Consider the following 21822-nt stretch of genomic DNA (forward strand, 5'->3'; position numbering starts at 1 on the left):
TGTGCCCTCAACGGGAACGAAGAAAAACTGGGGAATTTCATTGGTATGGCGCCCGCCTCCGATCTGTTGCGCATTGAAAATCTCGACATTTCCTTCTCGATTTTCGGCGACCGTCTGCGTGCCGTAAAGAACGCCAATCTGCGCATTCTGCCGGGCAAGGTGACGGCACTCGTCGGTGAGTCCGGTTCCGGCAAGTCTGTCATCAGCCAGGGCATCATGGGGATCTTGCCGACGCCCGCGCGGGCGGAGGGGCGCATCCTGTTTACCGACCCGCTGGACGGCAAGACGACAGACCTTCTGCAGTTCTCCCGAGACAGCGCGGAAATGCGCGATCTGCGCGGGCGGCGCATGGCGACGATCTTCCAGGAGCCTATGACATCCTTGTCGCCGTTGCACACGGTCGGAAACCAGATCAGCGAAGCGCTTCTCATCCATACCGATGCCGACAAGAAGCAGGCGCGGGAAAAGACCGAGGAAATGCTGGGTCTCGTGGGCTTTCCCAATCCGAAGCGTACATTCGACATGTATCCCTTCGAGCTCTCTGGCGGCATGCGCCAGCGTGCGATGATCGCGATGGCGCTGATCTGCAATCCCGCGCTGCTGATCGCCGACGAGCCGACAACGGCTCTCGACGTGACGATCCAGGCGCAGATCCTCGAACTGCTGCGTGATCTGCAGCACAAACTCGGAATGGCGATGTTGCTGATCACCCATGACCTGGGTGTCGTGGCGAATATGGCCGACGAGGTCGTGGTGATCTATCACGGCGAGATCCTGGAAGCCGGGCCGGTGGAATCGATTTTCCGCAACCCCCAGCACCCCTATCTCAAGGCCCTGATGGCCGCAGTGCCGCATTTCGATATGAGGGCGGGCGAGCGGCTGAAGGCGTTGCGTGATGTGCCCGTCAATCTGGAGTCCTTGATCGGCAAGAAGAAGGTCGAGGTCGAAGGTCCGCCGGTGCTTTTGTCGGTCAAGAACCTGACAAAGACCTTCAAGAGCCGCAATCGTGGTCTGTTCGGCAGCCGTGAAACGGTTGCGTTCCGGGCTGTCGATGATGTGAGCTTCGATATCCGTCGCGGGGAATGCCTCGGGCTGGTCGGGGAATCCGGTTGCGGCAAGACGACCGTCAGCAAGATCCTGATGCGCGCGATCACGCCGGACAGCGGCTCCGTCGTGTTCAACGATGGCAAGGATGTGATTGACGTCCTGTCTGCGAGCGGCGACGAATTGCAGGAGCTGCGCACCAAGATCCAGATGGTGTTCCAGGATCCGGTGTCGTCGCTTTCCCCGCGCATGACGGTTCGCAACATTTTGAGCGAGCCTTTGGAAATTCACGATCGCGGTAACAGCGCGGATCGCAAGAAGAAGGTCGAGGCGCTGATGGGAGCGATCGGCCTCGATCGTCGCCACCTGAACCGATATCCTCACAGCTTCTCGGGCGGCCAGCGCCAGCGCATCGGGATCGCACGCGCGCTGGCATTGGGACCCAAGCTGATCATTCTGGATGAGCCGGTTTCGGCGCTCGATGTTTCGGTCCAGGCTCAGATCCTCAACCTTCTCAAGGATTTGCAGCAAGAACTTGGGCTGACCTATCTGTTCATCTCGCACAATCTGGCGGTTGTCGACTATATGGCCGACCGCATCGCCGTCATGTGCAAGGGACGCATCGTGGAGATTGCGCCGCGCGAGATCATTTTGCGCGATCCGGTGCATCCCTATACCAAGTCATTGCTGGCGGCCGTGCCGTTCCCGGATCTTGACCGACCGCTCGATTTCGAGGCGCTGCGAAAGAATGGCGCTGCCGACAAGCAGAACTGGGGCATAACCTTTACCGCCGAACACGACGACGCGTCGGAGCTCGACTATGCCGATCTCGGCAACGGTCATTTCGTCCGCGCCCGCAAGGGTGCGGATACCAAGGAGCTACGGGCATGGTAAGTCGGCGCACCTTTTTGGGCGGCCTTGTGGGTTCGGTACTGGCACCATCGATCGCCGGGGCGAACGGCGATCGCGACCGCGACATAGAGCCCGAATTCCTGACCGATTGGCTGCGCGCCGGCCGTATCCCGGCCATGGTCGATCGCCTGCCGACGCATCCGCGCATCGTAAACATGAAGAACATGGGGCGCGAGCCCGGCGTCTATGGCGGCACCGTGCGCACGATCATCGGTAGCGCGAAAGACATTCGGTACATGACCGTTAACGGCTATTCGCGCCTGGTCGGCTACGATACCCGTCTGCAGCTCCAGCCTGACATCGTGATGGGGTTCACGTCGGAGAACGATACCGTCTTTACCTTCCATCTTCGCGAGGGGCATCGCTGGTCGGACGGCGCGCCATTTACGGCGGATGATTTCAGGTACTGGTGGGAAGACGTCATTCTCGACAAGGCGCTGACGCCAGGCGGCGGTGCGCTGGAGCTCAGGCCGCATGGCGACCTGCCGCGCTTCGAAATGCTCGATCCGCTGACTGTGCGCTACAGCTGGGATAAGCCCAATCCAAACTTCATGCCGGCGCTTGCGGGTCCCCTGCCGCTGGTGATCTATGGTCCGGGTCACTACCTCAAGCAGTTCCACAAGAAGTATCAGGATGATTTTCGCCTATCGGCGTTGATGAAGGAGAACCGGGTCAAGAAGTGGGCCGACCTGCACATCAAGATGTCGCGCGCTTCGCGCCCTGAAAATCCGGAGCTTCCGACCCTCGATCCATGGCTGAACACGACCGCCCCGCCGGCCGATCAGTTCGTGTTCGTTCGCAACCCGTTTTTCCACCGCATCGACGAGAACGGTCTCCAGCTTCCCTATGTCGATCGCTTCGTACTGAATGTAAGTTCGTCTTCGATCATTGCTGCCAAGGCGGGAGCGGGTGAATCCGACCTCCAGTCCACCGGCGTCGACTTCAACGACTACACCTTCCTGAAGGATGCCGAGAAGCGTTTCCCGGTGAAGGTCAATCTGTGGAAACAGATCCGCGGTTCGCGCGTCGCCCTGCTGCCGAACCTCAATTGTGCGGATGAGGTGTGGCGCGATCTGTTCCGGGATGTCCGTTTCCGCCGCGGGCTTTCGCTCGCCGTCGACCGGCACGAGATCAACATGGTCGCCTTCTACGGTCTTGGAAAGGCGAGCGCCGATACCGTGCTGCCAGAGAGCCCGCTCTACAAATCCGAATACGCCGATGCTTTCATCAACCACGACCCGGATGAGGCGAACCGCCTATTCGACGAGCTGGGCTTGTCCAAGCGCGACAGCGATGGCATCCGTTTCCTGCCGGACGGGCGCCGTGCTGAAATCACGGTCGAAACGGCCGGTGAGAGCACGCTTGATACCGATGTGCTTGAGCTTGTGCGCGACCATTGGCGCCAGGTTGGCCTCGCGCTCTATGTGAGGACCTCGCAACGCGACGTGTTCCGCAACCGGGCGATGGGCGGCACGATCATGATGTCCATCTGGTTCGGGATCGACAACGGCGTCGCGACGGCGGACATGGTGCCGAACCAGCTGGCGCCAACGTTCGACGATCAGTTGCAATGGCCGCTCTGGGGTATGCACTACCTGTCGGCCGGCCAGGAAGGCGCGGCACCGGATCTGCCGGAGGCAAAGCAGCTGGTTGACCTGCTCAACCAATGGGGCCTGACCGCACGGTTCGAGGAGCGCGAGGCGATCTGGCATCAGATGTTGTCGCTCTATACCCAGCAAGTGTTCTCGATCGGCCTGATCAACAGTACCCTGCAGCCGATATTGCACTCGGCAAAGCTTCAGAACGTGCCGGACCGCGCACTCTACGGCTTCGATCCGACCTGCTTCCTTGGCATCTACATGCCTGACACCTTCTGGTTCAAGGAGGCCTGATCCATGCTGAGATACATCCTGTGGCGCATTGCTGCGATGGTGCCGACGCTCTTCGTCATTTCAGCACTGGTTTTCACGATCATCGAGCTGCCGCCGGGCGACTTCTTCGAGAGCCAGATCGCCGAGCTGCGGGCGCAGGGCGAAAACGCCAACCTTCAGGAAATCGAAGAGCTGCGCAAACAGTACGGTTTCGATAAGCCTGCGGTCGTGCGCTACTTCTACTGGGTCGGCGGAATGCTTCACGGCGATTTCGGCTATTCCTTCGAATACCAGCTGCCGGTGTCTGATGTTGTCGGCGATCGCCTGTGGCTCACGATCCTGGTTTCCTTCTCCACGATCCTGCTGACGTGGCTGATCGCGTTTCCGATCGGTATCTATTCCGCCACGCATCAATATAGCTGGGGCGACTATGGGCTGACCTTCGTCGGCCTGCTCGGCATCGCCATTCCCAATTTCATGCTGGCATTGATCCTGATGTATTTTGCAAACATCTGGTTCGGCATTTCAATTGGGCATCTGATGGATCAGAAGTTCCTGTCGGAACCAATGAGCTGGGAAAAGGCGCGCTCGATCCTGTCGCACCTGTGGATCCCGGTCATCATCGTCGGTGCCGCCGGCACGGCAGGGATGATCCGCCGGTTGCGCGCGAACCTGCTTGACGAAATGCAGAAGCAGTATGTGATGACCGCGCGCGCAAAAGGCCTGCATCCGCTGCGCGCCTTGATCAAATACCCTTTGCGCATGGCGCTCAACTTCTTCGTGGCGGATATCGGGTCGATCCTTCCGTCGATCATATCCGGTGCCGAGATCGTGGCGATCGTTCTGTCGCTGGAGACAACCGGACCCATGCTTATCAAGGCTCTGCAGAGCCAGGACATGTATCTCGCGGGCTCGTTCCTGATGTTCCTCGCTTTCTTGAATGTCATCGGCGTTCTCATTTCGGATATCGCACTCGGGTTTCTTGATCCGCGCATCCGTCTTCAAGGCAGGAGCACCAAATAATGTCGCCCTTGCCTCCGCCCGGTGCGCCTCTGCCGCACTACGTTTCCACCGCGCCCTTCGATCCTTTCGCAACGGAGACGGCGACCGCTGCTCAGTCGCGTATGCACCTCGCGTCGCAAAAGCGGCTGATGTGGTGGAAGTTCAAGCAACACCGGTTGGCGCTTGCCTCGGGCATCTTCCTGGTTGCGATCTACTTCATGATCATCATCGTGGAGTTTCTGGCGCCCTACGGGCTGCACACGCGAAATGTCGACTTCATCCATTCGCCGCCGCAGCGCGTACATCTGTTCCACGAGGGGAAGTTCGTCGGTCCGTTCGTCTATGGTCGCAGCATGTCGCTCGATCTGGATACGCTGCACCGCCTGTATACGGACAGGCCGAACGACGTGCAGCCGATCCGCTTCTTCTGCCGCGGCGACGGCTATAAATTCTGGGGGCTCATCAGCTCTGACCTGCATCTGGTGTGCCCGGCCGTTGGGGGGCAGATGTTCCTTCTGGGAACCGATCGGTTGGGGCGCGACGTGCTGTCGCGCATCATGTATGGCGCCCGCATTTCGCTGACCATCGGGTTGATCGGTATTGCGATCAGCTTTTGCCTCGGCATCGTGATCGGTGGTCTGGCCGGTTACTGGGGCGGGATTTTCGATCTGGTTGTTCAACGCCTGATCGAGGTGCTGCAGTCTTTGCCAAGCCTGCCACTCTGGATGGCGCTGGCTGCCGTCATGCCGGTGACTTGGAGCCCGATCGTCATCTATTTCGGTATTACTGTGATCCTCGGGATCATCGACTGGACGGGGCTTGCGCGAGCGGTGCGCTCGAAGCTGTTGGCCTTGCGAGAGGAGGACTACGTTCAGGCGGCGCAGCTTATGGGCGCCAGCACCGCCCGCGTGATCGGCCGGCATCTTGTTCCGGGCTTCATGTCGCATCTGATCGCATCAGCGACGATTTCGATCCCGGGCATGATTCTCGGGGAGACCGCACTCAGCTTCCTCGGGCTCGGTCTGCGCCCGCCGATCACCAGTTGGGGCATCCTGCTCACCGAGGCAAAGAGCGTGAGCGTCATTGCATTCTATCCATGGTTGCTTTTTCCTATTATACCGGTCGTTCTGGTGATTTTGGCGTTCAACTTTCTGGGAGACGGCTTGCGTGACGCGGCAGATCCCTACAAATAGCGCGCAGTCGGACGGAGCGCTGCTCTGCCGCAACGGCACGCGGAAACCGGCGGTGCTAGGTGTTTAATAGCCCAGAAGGAATGCCCATGGCACGGCGCCTGGAAGATGCCCGTATCCTCATGTACAGCCACGATACCTTCGGACTCGGGCACTTGCGCCGCTGTCGGGCGATCGCGCATGCGCTGGTGGAGGACTACAGGGGGCTCAGTATCCTGATTGTCTCCGGAGCCACGATCGCCGGCGCGTTCGACTATCGCGCCCGCGTGGACTTCGTGAAAATTCCGAGCGTGATCAAGCTTCGCAACGGCGAATATACGTCGATGGCAAGCCATATCGATCTTCAGGAGACCCTGAAGATGCGGGAATCGATCATTCGCCACACGGCGGAGACATTTCAGCCCGACGTTTTCATCGTCGACAAGGAGCCGATGGGCTTGAAGGGCGAAGTGGAAGACACGCTCGCCTATCTGAAGGCGCAAGGCGCGACGCTGGTGCTGGGGCTGCGCGAAATCATGGACGCTCCGCACCTTCTGGACGCCGAGTGGAAGAAGAACGGGATCATGCAGAAGATCGATCAGTATTACGATTCGATCTGGGTTTATGGCCCCCCGGATTTCTATGATCCGCTCGTTGGCCTCGATGTGCCGGTCAGTGTTCGACGGAAGATGGATTTCGTCGGCTTCCTGCAGCGCAGCGTCTCCACCAGCAAGACGTCGATCAACGCGCGCAACGACAACTATATCCTGGTGACGACAGGCGGTGGTGGCGACGGCGCGGATCTCGTCGAAGACGTCATGAACGCCTACGAACATGATGCCAGCCTGCAGCAGAGAGCGCTGGTCGTGCTGGGGCCATACATGCCCGCCGCCGAGCGCGCCAAGCTCGTTCAAAAGGGCGCGAAGATTCCCTATGTCGAGGTCATCGAGTTCGACAACCACATGGAAGAACTGGTCGCCGGCGCCGTCGGCGTGGTCGCCATGGGTGGATACAACACCTATTGCGAGATCCTGTCCTTCGACAAACCGGCGTTGATCGTTCCCCGCATCAAGCCGCGCGAGGAACAGTTGCTGCGCGCCCAGCGGGCGAGCGAACTGGGCCTGGTGGATGTTCTGTTGCCCGAGCAATCGGCCGATCCTGCTGTCATGGCTGCAGCATTGAAGCGTCTGCCGCAGCGGCTGCCGCCCTCGGAGAGTGGCTGCACGCTTCAGCTCGACGGCCTGAACCACATCTCGCAGACCGTTGGACACTGGCTGGACAGCCGCGGCCGCCATCTCTCCATTGTCAGTGCCGAGTGAAAGTCACCCTGTTGCCGCTCCGCCGGAATATCCTTGTCGTCCTGAAGGGCTACCCACGCCTTTCGGAAACCTTCATCGCACAGGAATTGCTTGGTCTCGAAAAGGCCGGCTTCGATCTGACCTTGATCTCGATGCGCCGCCCGACCGACAAGAAGCGGCATCCGGTTCACGACGAGATAAAGGCCAAGGTCCTCTACTTGCCTGAATATCTGCATGAGGAACCCATCCGGGTGCTGAAGGGCCTGTTTCACAGCTTTTCAAGACCCGGCGCGAAGGCGCTTTGGAAGCGGTTCTTCAAGGACCTGCCTCGCGACATTTCCCGCAACCGCTTCCGGCGGCTGGGGCAGGCTTTCGTGCTGGCCCGCGAGTGGCCGGACAATGGCGGTTGGCTGCACGCGCATTTCATTCACACGCCCGCATCAGTCACCGAATATGCGAGCATTCTGACCGGCGTTCCCTGGACGTGTTCGGCCCACGCCAAGGACATCTGGACGTCGCCGGATTGGGATCTCGGGGAGAAGCTCAACAGCGCACGCTGGACCGTTACGTGCACGCGCAACGGCTATGATCACATGCGCACGCTGACGGCTCGCACCGATGCCGTCTATCTCAGCTATCATGGTCTTGATCTCGGCCGCTTCGGTTCTTTCCCAGGCCAGCGATCGCACAGGAACGGTCGTGATCCGGTCGATCCCGTTCTCATTCTCTCCGTCGGCCGGGCGGTCGAGAAGAAGGGCTACGATACGCTGCTTGAAGCACTGGCGCTTTTGCCGGCGGACTTGAACTGGCGTTTCGAGCATATCGGCGGAGGCGACGAACTGACGAAGCTGAAGGCGATGGCAGCGACGTTGGGCATCGCGGAGCGGACTACCTGGAAGGGTGCGCTCGCACAGGAGGACGTGCTCGATCACTACCGCCGCGCCGATATCTTCGCGCTGGCCTGCCGGATTGCGGCAAACGGCGATCGCGATGGATTGCCAAACGTTCTGGTGGAAGCGTCGAGCCAGCGCCTGCCCTGCATCTCCACGTCGGTATCCGGTGTGCCGGAACTCCTTATCCATGGCGAAAATGGCTTGGTGGTTCCTCCCGAAAGCCCCGAGTCCCTGGCAAAGGCACTTCATATGGCGATAGCCGACCCGGCGCTGCGTCTCAAGCTGGGCGAGGCAGCCGAAAAACGCGTGCGCGCGCATTTCGATTACCACTCAAGCATCGATCAGCTCAGCAAGCTCTTTGAGGAAGAATGGCGGAAGACCGCATGAGTGCACCGCGCATTTTCTTTTACGTTCAGCATCTGCTGGGCATCGGCCACATCGCGCGTGCCAGCCGTATCGCGAATGCGTTGGTGCGCAATGGTTTCGATGTAACAGTCGTAACCGGCGGTTTGCCGGTTCCCGGCTTCCCCGGAGACGGGATCAAGACCGTGGCCCTGCCGCCTGTTGTGGCCAGCAATGTCGGTTTTTCCGGTCTTGCCGACAAAAATGGTGTTGATGCCGACGCGGTATTTCTGGAGCGGCGGCGCGATCTCCTGCTTGCCGCTTTTGAGGAAGCCAAGCCTGATGTTGTCATCATAGAGGCATTTCCGTTTGGTCGTCGCCAGATGCGCTTCGAGATTCTGCCGCTTCTCGATGCCATCGAAAAGGCAAGCCCTCGGCCAAAACTGCTGAGTTCCGTGCGCGACATCCTGCAGGAAAACAGAAAGCCCGGCCGCGATTCCGAAACGGTTGATCTTGTTCGCAATCATTTCGATACGGTGCTTGTGCACGGCGATCCTGCCTTCGTTCGTCTCGAAGATACCTTCCCGCTGACGTCGGAGATTGCCTCGAAAATCCGCTATACCGGCATCGTTGCGGCTGACCAGGCACCGGAACCAACCGAGCGCTTCGACATCATCGCATCGGCCGGCGGTGGGGCGGTCGGATCGGATCTTCTGCGTGCTGTAAACGCTGCGGCCGCCGATCTGCCGAAGGAGTTGCGGTGGCTGCTGATCAGCGGTCCCAATCTTCCCGAGGCGGATTTCGTTGCCCTTTCGCAGCAGGCGACTGACAACGTGACGCTGGTGCGCTTCCGCAAGGACTTCCCGTCTCTACTGCGTGGTGCGCGCGTTTCGATTTCGCAGGCCGGCTACAACACGGTCGGAGACCTCTTGCAAACCGATTGCCGTGCGATCCTAATCCCGTTCGTGGCCGGGGGCGAAACCGAGCAGACCGTGCGGGCCGAGCGGCTCCAGATGTTGGGGCTGGCGGACGTTTTGCCGGAAAGCGGCCTGACGGCAAAGATGGTGGCCGAGGCGGTCGAGACTGCGCTTGCGCACCCCCGTAAAGTCTCGGTGCCCTTGGATCTTGATGGTGCAAACACAACAGCCCAGATCATTCGCGCAATGACCGGCTGAAACGCTCGCACTTTATCAAATTCCTATGATATAAAAAGAATCCCAACGGGAATCGGCGCGATCAACGCACGTCGCTTCGCGTTGTTTTTGTTATTCTATCCGGTGGTCGACAGCATGATCTTGTTCTCGGCGTTCCTTCCCTGTTTCGCTACAGGATTGCGGCCCCCGGCGTTTCCAGACAATTGACGGTTAACAATGGAAAAAAGCCTCGCGCGCTATATCTGGTCGAACACGCGGCTGCAGCAGCTCTGGATTCTGACTGTCGTAGCGTTGTCGATGATACCGTATTTCCTATCATTCGACCTCCCGAAGCAGATCGTCAACGGCCCGATCCAGGGCTCCGGCTTCGAAGGCGAAGGCGCGACCCAGACCTTCTTTCATCTGTCCTACACCTTCCCTGTTATCGGCAAGGTCGAGTTCTTCCAAGGCATTCAGCTTGACCGTCTTCAGATGCTGATGGCGCTCAGCCTGGTTTTCCTTGCGCTGGTCGTGCTCAACGGATTGTTCAAGTTCTACATCAACACCTACAAGGGCCGATTGGGCGAACGGATGCTCCGGCGCATTCGCTTCGAACTGATCGACAGGGTGCTGCGCTTTCCGCCCAGCCAGTTCAAGCGGGTAAAATCCGCCGAAATTGCCACGATGATCAAGGACGAGGTGGAGCCAATGGGCGGCTTCACCGGCGACGCCTTCGTTTCGCCAGCCCTTCTCGGTGGGCAAGCACTGACGGCACTGGCTTTCATCATCATCCAGAATTTCTGGCTCGGAATGATTGCCGCTGCGATCGTCGGTGTTCAGGCCGTCGTCATTCCCCGCATGAGAAAGCGGCTGCTTGAACTCGGTCGCCAGCGCCAGCTGACAGCGCGGGAGCTGTCCGGCCGCGTCGGCGAAATCGTTGACGGTATCGGGACGATCCACAGCAACGATACCTCGAACCTGGAGCGTGCGGACATTGCGACGCGGCTCGGTTTGATCTTCTCGATCCGCTATGACCTCTATCAGTGGAAGTTTCTGGTCAAGTTTCTGAACAACTTCCTGGCGCAGGTCACGCCGTTTCTGTTCTATGCCATCGGCGGCTATCTCGCGCTACAGGGACGCCTGGATATCGGGCAGCTGGTGGCGGTGATCAGCGCCTACAAGGATCTTCCCGGGCCGCTGAAGGAACTGATCGACTGGGATCAGATGCGCCAGGACGTGCAGGTCAAGTATCAGCAGGTCTACGAGCAGTTCAACATCGAGCCGCTTATCGACGGCAAGATCCAGGAGGTTCCGACCGAAGCAATCGGCCCCCTCGCCTATCCGCTTGTCGTGACGAACCTCACCGTCAGCGACGATAGCGGTGCGCGATTGGTCGACCACGTCTCGGTTGAGATTCGGCCGAATGAGACGGTCGCCGTCGTCGGGCCCAATGCGAGCGGCATCGAGGCCTTCGCCGAGGCGCTCGGGCGACTGGTGTGGCCGGATACCGGGCGTATCACCATTGACGGCAAGGATCTGCTGGAGCTTCCGGAATCGATTACAGGGCGCCGGATCTCTTATGCATCCGCCGATACCTACTTCTTCCACGGCACGTTGCTGGACAACCTGCTCTATGGATTGAAGCACGCGCCACTGACGACGCCCAGCTATGACGATCAGGCAGCGCTTGAAGCCAAGTGGTATGCGATCGAAGCGCAAAAGGCAGGCAATCCTGCGCTTGACCTGAATAGCGACTGGGTGGATTACCGCGCGGCCGGCGCCACGGGCCCGCAGGACATCCTGAAAACCATTCGGCCGGTGCTTGATGCCGTGTTGATGTCGGAGGGCGTCTTGGATCTGGCTCTTCGTTCGGTCGTTGACACAAGCATCCACGTCACTCTTGCCGATCACATCGTCGACCTGCGTGCCGCGTTGCGTAAGCGTATGGAGGAATCTGAGCTCGGCAATATCGTCGTGCCGTTCGACTTCGATGCCTACAACTCGCAGGCGACAGTTGGCGAGAACCTGCTCTTCGGCTCGATGAAGCGGCCGATGATGAACAATCGGCGGCTTGCGGCGCATCCCTATTTCCAGGCGCTCTTCCGCGAAACCGGTCTCAGCGATGACCTGTACGCCATGGGTCTCGAGATTGCCGAGAACGCGGTGGAGCTCTTCCATGACCTGCCGCCGGACCATCCGTTCTTCCAGCAGCTGACGTTCATGACGGCGGATGACATTCCCACCTATCAGGGACTGCTCCAGAAGCTGCAGAGCCGGCGATTCGATGATGCGACACCGGAGGAGCGCCAGGCGATCATCCGGCTGAGCTTTGCCTATATCGAGCCTCGTCACCGTTTCGGTCTGCTGACGGATGAGCTGATGGCCAAGATCGTCAGCGCCCGAAAGCAATTCCATCAGAACATTCCAGACGATCTGGCCGCACTCATCGAGCGTTACGATCCGGAACACTTCATTTCGTCGGCCAGCCTGATGGACAACGTGTTGTTCGGACGCATCGCCTACCAGCAGGCCGATGCCTCCGATCGCATCCGTGCCATCATGGGCGATCTGTTCGACTCGCTCGACCTGTTTGACGATGTGCTCTCCATCGGGTTGGAGTTCGACGTCGGATCCGGCGGCAAGCGTCTGACGATGGCCCAGCGCCAGAAGCTCAACCTAGCGCGCGCGCTCATCCGGCGCTCCGATTATTTCGTGTTCAATCGTCCGCTTTCTGCGCTCGACCAGCGACTGCAGGACCAGATCACCCACAACATTGTCCGTGGTCTCCACAAGGAAGGCGAACGCCCTGGCATCATCTGGGTGCTTTCAAACGCGAAGCTCGCCGAGATCTTTGATCGAATTTTGCTGTTTGACCGGGGAACACTGGTTGAAGCCGGCAATTTTCCGGAACTTTCGGAACAAAACGGTATGTTCAAGGAACTGTTATCGTAATATCTTAATAGGGCGGCGTAAGAGCGCCCTACGAGGGGCGCAATGGAATTCTAGCAGGCGCACCTGATGATGTGCGGCAGGGGGTAAGTACGCTCATGCTGTTGAGAGACGAAGTCGAAATGCTGCGGCGGGTGCCGATCTTCTCGAGGATCGCGCCGGCCAAGCTCAAGCTTTTGGCCTTCACCTCGGATCGAATGACCTACAAGATAGGTCAAGATCTTTTCCATCAGGGCGACCCAGGCGATGCGGCCTATGTCGTTCTTTCCGGTACTGCCGACATTCTGGTGCATTCGCCGGCAGGCGACATCAAGGTTGCCGATGTCGATCCCAATTCCATCGTTGGCGAGATTGCCATCCTTTGCGACGTGTCGCGAACGGCGACTGTGCGCGCGACCTCCGCGCTCGAAGTCCTTCGGATCAGCAAGGAGCATTTCTTGAAGTTGCTGAGCGATTTTCCGGAGATGGCCGTCGAGATCATGCGCGTTCTGGCTGACCGCTTGAACCACACGACGGCGGAACTGACCGCGGCGAAGGCTGCGAAGCGTCCCCAGCCGGAAAACGCCTGACCGATCTTTCGAGAAACAGAAAAGCCCGTCTGGAGCAATCCAGGCGGGCTTTTTCTTTGATGCGTGCGCTCAATCTCGCTGTTCGAGCGCCTTGCTGAATGCCAACGCTGCGAGCGTGCAGATGGCGCCGGACAGCAGGTAGTAGCCGACAAAGGTCAGACCGAAGCGGCTGGACAGGCTGAGCGCAACCAACGGCGCAAAGCCGGCGCCGACGAGCCAGGCAAGGTCAGACGTGAACGCGGCGCCCGTATAGCGGTAGCCACGGCCGAAGCGCGACGAGATCGAGCCGGTAGCCTGGCCGAAGGAAAGACCGAGAACGCCAAAGCCGATGATGACGAAGGCATCCTGTCCTTCTGATCCGGAACCAATCAGGATGGGGCCGATGAAGCTGAAGATTGCGATGAGGACGGCGCAGACTGCCAGCTGTCCACGGCGGCCGATACGGTCGGCGATCAGGCCGGACGCGATGATGGCGACGATGCCGACCATTGCCCCGATAATCTGGACGACCATGAAGGTGCCGATCGGCTGGTTGCCGTAAAGGCTCATCCAGCCCAGCGGGAAGATGGTCACCAGATGGAACATCGCAAAGCTTGCCAGCGGCACGAAGGCACCGATGAGAATGTCACGTCCATGGATGCGCAGCACGTCGCGAAGCGGTGCTGCTTCCAGCTCATGCTTTTCCAGGGCCGTGCCGAACTCGGTGGTCATGACGAGACGCAGACGCGCGAACAGCGCAACCACGTTGATCGCGAAGGCGACAAAGAACGGATAACGCCAGCCCCAGCTCAGGAAGTCCTCGCTGGAGAGGTTGGCGATGAAATAGCCGAACAGAATGCTTGCCAGCGCAAAGCCGATCGGTGCGCCGAGCTGCGGAATCATCGCGTACCAGCCGCGGCGATTTTGCGGAGCGTTCAGCGCCAGGAGCGACGCAAGGCCGTCCCATGCGCCACCGAGCGCGAAGCCCTGCCCGAGCCGGAAGAGTGCGAGAAGCGCAATCGACCATGCACCGATCTCGTTATATCCCGGCAGGAAGGCGATGGAGGCCGTCGAGCCGCCAAGCAGGAAGAGTGCGATCGTGAGCTTGGTTCCGCGACCGTAAAGCCGGTCGATGGTCATGAACACAACCGAACCGACGGGGCGCGCCAGGAAGGCCAGCGAGAAGATCGCAAAGGAATAAAGGGTGCCTGTCAGGCGATCCGGCGCGAAGGGGAATACGAGCTGCGGAAAGACCAGGACCGAGGCGAGACCATAGACGAAGAAGTCGAAGAATTCCGACATGCGTCCAATGATAACACCGATCGCGATACTGCCGGGCGATATCGGCTTGTCCGCGTGAATTTGTCTTGCGTCGCGTTCCATCGACGTGGACGACGGTCCATAGTGTGATGCATTTGCCATTCAACGCCTCCCTCGTTAAGGCGCTTGCGGCAAAGCGCCTCATAGCGAGTCTTGAACAAACCCGCACGCTTATCAAGTCCGGTCGAAGTAAATAGTTCATCATCCGATCGCAAAATTAGGTGTGGATGAAAAATTACGGTCCGCTGGCCGTAAAACGCCGCGAAAAAGGTGGTCGGAGCGGTTCGCGCGGATATATTAGCGCTTCAAAAGTGCTTGGGTTGCGAAAAAATCCTTCCAGCCGATATCAGGATTTTGACATCGGGCGCAGCCTGTCTTATCCCGCAGTGCGGCAAATCTGCTGCACTGCGACCAAACACCTCATGTTGATATCAGATACAGTGCTTTAGTCGCGGTTTGGACGAAACAACAAGAGCATAGAGACGTGCAAAAACTGCCGAAGTTTTCCCGCCATCTCCTCATTCTGCCGCTGCTGCTGACGCTGGCGGGATGCAATTTGGTGGTCATGTCGCCGTCGGGCGACATAGCCATGCAACAGCGCGACCTTATCGTCGTATCGACCGTGCTGATGCTGCTGATCATTGTTCCGGTGATCTTCCTCACGCTGTTTTTCGCCTGGCGGTACCGTCGGTCGAATACGGCTGCGACCTATGATCCCGAGTGGCACCATTCTACGCGTCTGGAAGTGGTCATCTGGTCCGCTCCGCTGGCGATCATCATCGCGCTTGGCGCAATTACCTGGATCAGCACCCATAAGCTCGATCCGTTTCGTCCGCTGGATCGAATCGATGCGGAGCGGAGCATCCCTGCCGATACCAAGCCGCTGACCGTTCAGGTGGTCGCGCTCGACTGGAAGTGGCTGTTCTTCTATCCGGACCTCGGCATCGCGACTGTCAACGAACTGGCAGCGCCGGTTGATGTGCCGATCAATTTCGAGATCACGTCGTCGTCGGTCATGAACTCGTTCTATGTCCCGGCGCTCGCCGGGCAGATCTATGCGATGCCGGGCATGCAGACCAAGCTGCATGCAGTCATCAACAAGGAAGGCGTCTACGACGGCTTTTCCGCGAACTACAGTGGTGCGGGCTTCTCGCACATGCGCTTCAAGTTCCACGGCTTCAACCAGCAGGGCTTTGATGCCTGGGTTGCACAGGTGAAGTCACAGGGCACGGCGCTGAACCGTGATACCTACCTCAAGCTTGAGCGTCCGAGTGAGCGCGAGCCGGTGCGTTACTTCGCGTCTGCCGACAAGGATCTCTTCAATGCGATCCTGAACATGTGCGCGGCACCGGGCAAGATGTGCATGAACGAGATGATGCACATCGACATGATGGGCGGCGGCGGCAAGGAAAGCGCCGAAAACCGCGAGAAGCTCAAATACGACGATCGCCATGCCGACGGTAACGAAGGCGCCCACGGTGCAGCTGCGCCAGCGACCGAAGGTCGGGGCAACACCGAAGCGGCACCCGCCGCAGGCAATGCCAGCGACGCCGGCCAGGCCGACGACATGCAGAACATGCCGGGAATGCAGCATGACGGGCATAGCATACCCGGGATGAACCAGAGCACCGGCGAAACAACTCCTGCTCCGCAGACCAACAACTAGACCTGGCGCTTTGCGTCGATAAGACATCAATGAACGGGTTATTCCATGTTTTCCAATCCTGACCTTCTGAAGTTCATCTTCGGCCGGTTGACCCTAGAAGCGATCCCCTATCACGAGCCGATTCTGGTCGCGACGTTCACGGCGGTTGCGCTCGGCGGTATCGCTGTTCTGGGTCTCATTACCTACTTCAAGCTCTGGAGCTATCTCTGGAACGATTGGCTGACCAGCGTCGATCACAAGAAGATCGGCATCATGTACGTCATCCTGGCGCTCGTGATGCTGCTGCGCGGTTTCTCCGATGCCATCATGATGCGTCTGCAGCAGGCGCTGGCCTTCAACGGATCGGCGGGTTATCTGCCGCCGCACCACTACGACCAGGTGTTCACCGCCCACGGTGTCATCATGATCTTCTTCATGGCCATGCCGTTCGTCACGGGTCTGATGAACTTCGTGGTTCCTCTGCAGATCGGTGCGCGCGACGTTTCCTTCCCCTTCCTGAACAACTTCTCGTTCTGGATGACGACGGCAGGCGCGATCATCATCATGATTTCGCTGTTCGTCGGCGAATTCGCGCAGACCGGCTGGCTGGCCTATCCGCCGCTGTCGGGTTCCGATTACAGCCCTGGGGTTGGGGTCGACTATTATATCTGGGGCCTGCAGGTGGCCGGTATCGGAACGACGCTGTCGGGGATCAACCTGATCGCAACGATCGTGAAGATGCGTGCTCCCGGCATGACCATGATGAAGATGCCTGTCTTCACCTGGACGTCGCTCTGCACCAACGTACTCATCGTCGCGACCTTCCCGGTTCTGACGGCAACGCTTGCGCTGCTTTCGCTTGACCGCTACGCCGGTACCAACTTCTTCACCAACGACCTTGGTGGCAATCCGATGATGTATGTGAACCTCATCTGGATCTGGGGTCACCCGGAAGTGTACATCCTGGTGCTGCCGGCTTTCGGTATCTTCTCGGAAGTCGTTGCAACCTTCTGCGGAAAGCGCCTCTTTGGTTATGCCTCGATGGTCTATGCGACCGTCGTCATTACCATCCTCTCCTACCTCGTGTGGCTGCACCACTTCTTCACGATGGGGTCGGGTGCAAGCGTCAACTCGTTCTTCGGCATCACCACGATGATCATTTCGATCCCCACGGGGGCGAAGATGTTCAACTGGCTGTTCACGATGTATCGCGGTCGTATCCGCTACGAAGTACCGATGCTGTGGACGATCGGCTTCATGGTCACCTTCGTCATCGGTGGCATGACCGGCGTTCTCCTTGCCGTTCCGCCGGCAGACTTCGTGCTGCACAACTCGCTGTTCCTGATCGCCCACTTCCACAACGTCATCATCGGCGGTGTGGTGTTCGGCCTCATGGCAGGCGTGACCTACTGGTTCCCGAAGGCGTTCGGCTACAAGCTCGATCCGTTCTGGGGCAAGATGTCCTTCTGGTTCTGGCTGATCGGCTTCTACTTCGCCTTCATGCCGCTCTACGTGCTCGGCCTGATGGGCGTGACCCGTCGCGTGTCGCAGTTCGAGGATCCTTCGTTGCAGATCTGGTTCATCATCGCTGCTTTCGGTGCAGTGCTGATTGCGATCGGTATTGCTTCGTTCCTGATCCAGCTCGTCGTCAGCTACCTCAAGCGCGATCAGCTGCGTGACACCACGGGCGACCCGTGGGATGCGCGTACGCTGGAATGGTCGACGTCTTCGCCGCCGCCGGACTACAACTTTGCCTTCACGCCGGTCGTGCATGACCACGACAGCTGGTATGACATGAAGGGACGCGGCTACGCCCGCCCGCTGGAAGGCTTCAAGCCGATCCACATGCCGAAGAACACCGGCACCGGTGTCATCCTCGGCGGCATCAGCGTGGTCTTCGCCTTCGCGATGATCTGGTACATGTGGTGGCTGGTGGTACTTTCGTTCGTCGCAATGATTGCGATCTCGATCGGCCATACGTTCAACTACAAGCGTGACTTCTACATCCCCGCGGAAGAGGTCATCGAAACGGAAGGCAAGCGCACGACGCTGCTTGCCGAGCAGGTGTAAGACCATGAGCGATATTGCAATCGACAAGGCCGACAAGCCTGAATTCTACATGACGGAAGAGCATCATCCTGAAGGCAGCACCATGCTGGGCTTCTGGCTCTACCTGATGAGCGACTGCCTGATCTTCGCGGTGCTGTTTGCAACCTACGCCGTCCTCGGTCGCAATTATGCGGCCGGGCCGTCGCCGGCGGATCTGTTCGATCTGCCGCTGGTGGCAATCAATACCTCGATGCTGCTTTTGTCCTCCATCACCTATGGCTTCGCCATGCTGCAGATGGAGCGTCAGAAAAAGGCAGAGACCCTGTTCTGGCTGGCTGTTACCGGTCTCTTCGGCGCGGCCTTCCTCGGACTGGAACTGTATGAGTTCTCGCATCTGATCCACGAAGGTGCAGGCCCGTCCCGCAGTGCGTTTTTGTCCTGCTTCTTCACGCTGGTGGGCACCCACGGACTGCACGTCACCTTCGGTATCATCTGGCTCATCACGTTGATGGTCCAGGTTTCGATGCACGGCCTGATCCCGGAAAACCGTCGTCGCCTGATGTGCCTGTCGATGTTCTGGCACTTCCTTGACGTTGTCTGGATCGGCGTCTTTTCCTTCGTCTATCTTATGGGAGTACTCGGATGAGTTCGCACGCACCCGCACATGAGGATGCTCACGAAGCCCATCATGGTCACAGCCACGGACACGAGGCTGCCCACGGCACGTTGAAGAGCTATGTCATCGGCTTCGTGCTGTCGGTTATCCTGACGGCCATCCCCTTCTGGATGGTCATGGCTGATGTCTTCGACAACCATGCGGTCACGGCCGCCTGGATCATGGGCCTCGGCGCCATCCAGATCGTCGTGCACATGGTCTTCTTCCTGCACATGAATCCGCGTTCGGAAGGCGGCTGGACGATGATGGCGTTGATCTTCACGCTTCTCCTCGTCGCAATCGCGCTTTCGGGTTCGCTCTGGGTCATGCATCATCTGAATACCAACATGATGCCGATGAGCCCGGAAATGATGAAGAACATGCCGTAATGGCAGAGGCGGGCGGCGGAAACGCCGCCCGCTACGGTTTTGGATATGACCAATCCCACCTCCCCAAAAGCACAACAACAGCATTCGATCATCGGCCTGGCACTGTTTTGCGGCCTGATGGCGCTATTGATCGCTGCCTTGCTCGGGTTGAGCTATTGGCAGGTGGAACGTCTATCCTGGAAAGAGGCGTTGATTGCGCGCGTCGACCAGCGAGTTCATGCAGAATCCGTCGATGCTCCCGCCCGCGCCCAATGGGACGGGGTCAACCGCGCCGACGACGAATATCGCCGCGTTGCCGCGCAGGGGACCTTCGCTCATGACAAGGAGACGCTGGTCTACGCGTCGACCACCCTTGGGCCCGGCTATTGGGTCCTGACGCCGCTGGTGCTCGCCGACGGAACGTCTATCCTGATCAACCGCGGCTTCGTTCCAACGGAAAAACGCGATCCGGCTTCGCGCGCTGAAGGCCAGGTCTCGGGTCCGGTCAGGATCACCGGCCTGCTTCGGATCACCGAGCCTAAAGGGACGCTGATCAAGTCGAACGATCCGGCCAATGACCGCTGGTACGCGCGTGATGTGGCAGCGATTGCAGAACAACGGCATGTTTCCGACGTCGCGCCCTATTTCATCGATGCCGATGCAACGCCCAATCCCGGTGGTCTGCCGGTGGGTGGCCTGACGCAGACCTCATTCCCGAACAACCACCTCGTCTATGCGATCACCTGGTTCATTCTCGCGATCATGGCGGCAGGCCTGCTGGCTTTCGTGGTTCGCAGCGAACGACGCTCGCGTCGCACCTGATCAGACCACCTTGCTTCTCGGGTAGAACCTTTTCTCCATCGCTTCGGCAACGGCGTAGGCCTGGCTGACGATCTCCGGGACGAGGTCGATGTCAGGCAGGCTGCCAAGACCAAGTGGGCCGATTGCAAAGATCCCGTCCGTGATCGAGCCTCCCTCGAGGCACAGTTCGCCACGTTGATTGACCGCAAGGCCGAGTGAAAGCTCATCGCGCGCCGCCAGCCCTTCAGCCAACAGGCTGCGCATCAGCAGCGAGTTCAGGTCGGGTGCCCGACACCGGCAGTCGACGATGCGCTCGGCGTGGATGACCTCCTCCGTTGAGGAGCCGGCCGGGCGGAAGAACATGCCGCTCAGTCCTCTTCTGCCCGCGGTGCCGCGTCGAAGAACGGTATTGCCGTCGGCGAGTTCGCTGCGCAGCCGCGCATACATGGCTTCCGGCAGGCGGTTGCGGTGGCTGTCGTAAATTGCGCGCAGGTGCCGGTTGAACTGGTGCTTCTGTCTGGCAGGCAGCGAGCGCCAGAGTGATCTTGCATGTTTGCGCAGGCCATTCATGACCGCCTGCCAGCTATGCCCATCCTCTTCCGCCCGGCGGCAGGCCGCGCGGATAAAGCGAACGATATCTGGCAGGTCCTGCGGCAGCTCGTCCGCGGGAAAGACCGGATCGGCCGAGTTGGGCGTGTGGCTCTGCGGCAGGAAGCCGTGCTTCGAAATGATGGTGATCTGCCCGGTATAGCCGGCATCGCGCAACTGCAGCAATTGATCGACGACCCGGATGCCGCTGCCGCAAAGCACGGTGTGCGGCCGGGCAACAAGACGCTGGGCCCTGATGGGCGATGGCTCGGGCTCAGGTATGTCGTTGGCCGGAAGGCCGTAGCCGGTCGCAAGGATCACAGTGTCGAACAGGGGATTTGCAGGGTTTGCGCTTTCGAGGAGAAACCGGTCGCCGTGGCTCCTGCGGATGGCTACGACAGGCTCGTGGCAGACCTGGACGGTAATGTCCTTGCGGGCCGACAGTGCATCGGCAAAGCGTCGATAGACGTAATCGCTGAAAAGCTGCTTGGGCACGAATATCTGGCGGAAGCCCGGGATCGCGGCAGGCACTGCAGCCCGGAATTCCGCGTTGGTACAGAGCCAATCGTTGAAATCATCGGCATTTCCTGTGGCCACCGACAGATCGCGCACACGGGTGTTGAGGATGGTGGAGGACCGGGTCGATGCCAGCGCCTCGCCGCCGCTGACCGACGAATTGGGATCGAACAGCTGCAGGTGAAATGGCGTGCGCACCGACTTCATCAATGCGATGGCCGCCATCATTCCCGAAAAGCCGCGACCGACGATGGCAATGCGCGGTAGGGAACTGATGCGTCCCGCCGCTTTCGACCTGGTAGAAAAAAGTCCCTGAACCGTCATCTCAACTCCCCTGCGGCTCATCCGCATCGTGTCTCGATCATGGGTTCAACGCGTCGCCATTCACGCGTCGAGAAAGTCTTCCGGCGCCTTAGCGCATCCTGCCGCTTGGCACTGTCGGAGCCTTGTCAGCCAACGCTCAACCTATTGGCGGCAGTTCAATCGACGCAAAGTCTATTGAAATGGTAGTGTATGAAAGCTCGAAATCGGCGGGTTGGCAAGGCTTTTGTTCGGAGGGACGCTTCCGACCCTTGTAGCCGGGGGCTCGGGAGCCGCCGCATACTCGTTCGCTCAGGCATCGGCGCGACACACTCACGATAAAATAACCAACTGGTGAATTGTTTACTTGAATGCCCGATTCGAATCGTCAAAAGTAAGTGCGCTAACCAATTGGTCCA

Annotated in this window: 16 protein-coding genes; 14 read left to right on the top strand and 2 right to left on the bottom strand. The window is 59.3% G+C overall.

Translation table 11 applies throughout. The features are described from left to right. The first annotated feature begins 45 nt into the window (after nucleotides 1–45). The 9 genes from A6U87_RS18685 (at nucleotide 46) to A6U87_RS18725 (ending at nucleotide 13182) form a co-directional block, all read left to right on the top strand. Nucleotides 46–1938 (top strand): ABC transporter ATP-binding protein, encoded by a 1893-nt coding sequence (locus tag A6U87_RS18685; protein ID WP_065692784.1) that lies wholly within the window; start codon nucleotides 46–48, stop codon nucleotides 1936–1938. Then, the gene (locus A6U87_RS18690; protein WP_065692785.1) at nucleotides 1932–3848 is read left to right on the top strand and encodes an ABC transporter substrate-binding protein; all 1917 of its coding nucleotides are present in this window, start codon (nucleotides 1932–1934) and stop codon (nucleotides 3846–3848) included. The genes A6U87_RS18685 and A6U87_RS18690 overlap by 7 nt, the downstream gene beginning before the upstream one ends. Before the next feature lie 3 nt (nucleotides 3849–3851). After that, nucleotides 3852–4850, top strand: coding sequence for an ABC transporter permease (locus tag A6U87_RS18695; protein WP_065692786.1), 999 nt, complete (start codon nucleotides 3852–3854; stop codon nucleotides 4848–4850). Beyond that, nucleotides 4850–6022: an ABC transporter permease gene (locus A6U87_RS18700; RefSeq protein WP_065692787.1), complete on the top strand. Its 1173-nt coding sequence runs from the start codon at nucleotides 4850–4852 to the stop codon at nucleotides 6020–6022. The genes A6U87_RS18695 and A6U87_RS18700 overlap by 1 nt, the downstream gene beginning before the upstream one ends. An 86-nt stretch (nucleotides 6023–6108) precedes the next feature. After that, nucleotides 6109–7317, top strand: a complete 1209-nt coding sequence (locus tag A6U87_RS18705; protein WP_065692988.1) for a glycosyltransferase family protein — start codon at nucleotides 6109–6111, stop codon at nucleotides 7315–7317. A gap of 11 nt (nucleotides 7318–7328) precedes the next feature. Then, nucleotides 7329–8576 carry a glycosyltransferase family 4 protein gene (locus A6U87_RS18710; protein ID WP_065692788.1) on the top strand — a complete coding sequence of 416 codons (1248 nt, stop codon included), beginning with the start codon at nucleotides 7329–7331 and terminating at the stop codon, nucleotides 8574–8576. Further along, a complete protein-coding gene (locus A6U87_RS18715) occupies nucleotides 8573–9706 on the top strand; it encodes a glycosyltransferase family protein (protein WP_065692989.1) in 1134 nt (377 codons plus the stop codon). The genes A6U87_RS18710 and A6U87_RS18715 overlap by 4 nt, the downstream gene beginning before the upstream one ends. Nucleotides 9707–9901: 195 nt before the next feature. Beyond that, nucleotides 9902–12616: an ABC transporter transmembrane domain-containing protein gene (locus A6U87_RS18720; protein ID WP_065692789.1), complete on the top strand. Its 2715-nt coding sequence runs from the start codon at nucleotides 9902–9904 to the stop codon at nucleotides 12614–12616. Between the two features lie 95 nt (nucleotides 12617–12711). Beyond that, on the top strand, nucleotides 12712–13182 hold the full coding sequence (locus tag A6U87_RS18725) for a cyclic nucleotide-binding domain-containing protein (RefSeq protein WP_065692790.1): 471 nt from the start codon (nucleotides 12712–12714) through the stop codon (nucleotides 13180–13182). A 69-nt stretch (nucleotides 13183–13251) separates the two neighbouring features. Here the strand turns inward: A6U87_RS18725 and A6U87_RS18730 are convergent, their stop codons facing one another. Beyond that, complete coding sequence (locus tag A6U87_RS18730) at nucleotides 13252–14583, bottom strand: MFS transporter (protein WP_065692791.1); 1332 nt, start codon at nucleotides 14581–14583, stop codon at nucleotides 13252–13254. Between the two features lie 382 nt (nucleotides 14584–14965). On the opposite strand from A6U87_RS18730, the gene cyoA reads away from it, so the two are divergent. Genes cyoA through A6U87_RS18755 form a run of 5 tightly spaced genes read left to right on the top strand, consistent with a single transcriptional unit; the run spans nucleotide 14966 to nucleotide 20020 of the window. Then, the gene (cyoA, locus tag A6U87_RS18735) at nucleotides 14966–16147 is read left to right on the top strand and encodes a ubiquinol oxidase subunit II (RefSeq protein WP_065692792.1); all 1182 of its coding nucleotides are present in this window, start codon (nucleotides 14966–14968) and stop codon (nucleotides 16145–16147) included. Nucleotides 16148–16192: 45 nt separating this feature from the next. Then, entirely contained in the window at nucleotides 16193–18196 is a 2004-nt protein-coding gene (gene cyoB, locus A6U87_RS18740) for a cytochrome o ubiquinol oxidase subunit I (protein ID WP_065692793.1), read from the top strand. Nucleotides 18197–18200: 4 nt separating this feature from the next. Further along, nucleotides 18201–18821, top strand: coding sequence for a cytochrome o ubiquinol oxidase subunit III (gene cyoC / locus A6U87_RS18745; protein WP_065692794.1), 621 nt, complete (start codon nucleotides 18201–18203; stop codon nucleotides 18819–18821). Further along, entirely contained in the window at nucleotides 18818–19219 is a 402-nt protein-coding gene (cyoD, locus tag A6U87_RS18750) for a cytochrome o ubiquinol oxidase subunit IV (RefSeq protein WP_065692795.1), read from the top strand. Before cyoC ends, cyoD begins: the two co-directional genes overlap by 4 nt. Nucleotides 19220–19264: 45 nt before the next feature. Then, complete coding sequence (locus tag A6U87_RS18755) at nucleotides 19265–20020, top strand: SURF1 family protein (protein WP_065692796.1); 756 nt, start codon at nucleotides 19265–19267, stop codon at nucleotides 20018–20020. Here A6U87_RS18755 and A6U87_RS18760 read toward each other — a convergent pair whose 3' ends face one another. Next, nucleotides 20021–21427, bottom strand: a complete 1407-nt coding sequence (locus tag A6U87_RS18760; protein WP_065692797.1) for an FAD/NAD(P)-binding protein — start codon at nucleotides 21425–21427, stop codon at nucleotides 20021–20023. It abuts the gene before it with no gap. Nucleotides 21428–21822: the final 395 nt, after the last annotated feature.

It is taken from the genome of Rhizobium sp. AC44/96, from assembly GCF_001692185.1.
Classification (GTDB): domain Bacteria; phylum Pseudomonadota; class Alphaproteobacteria; order Rhizobiales; family Rhizobiaceae; genus Rhizobium.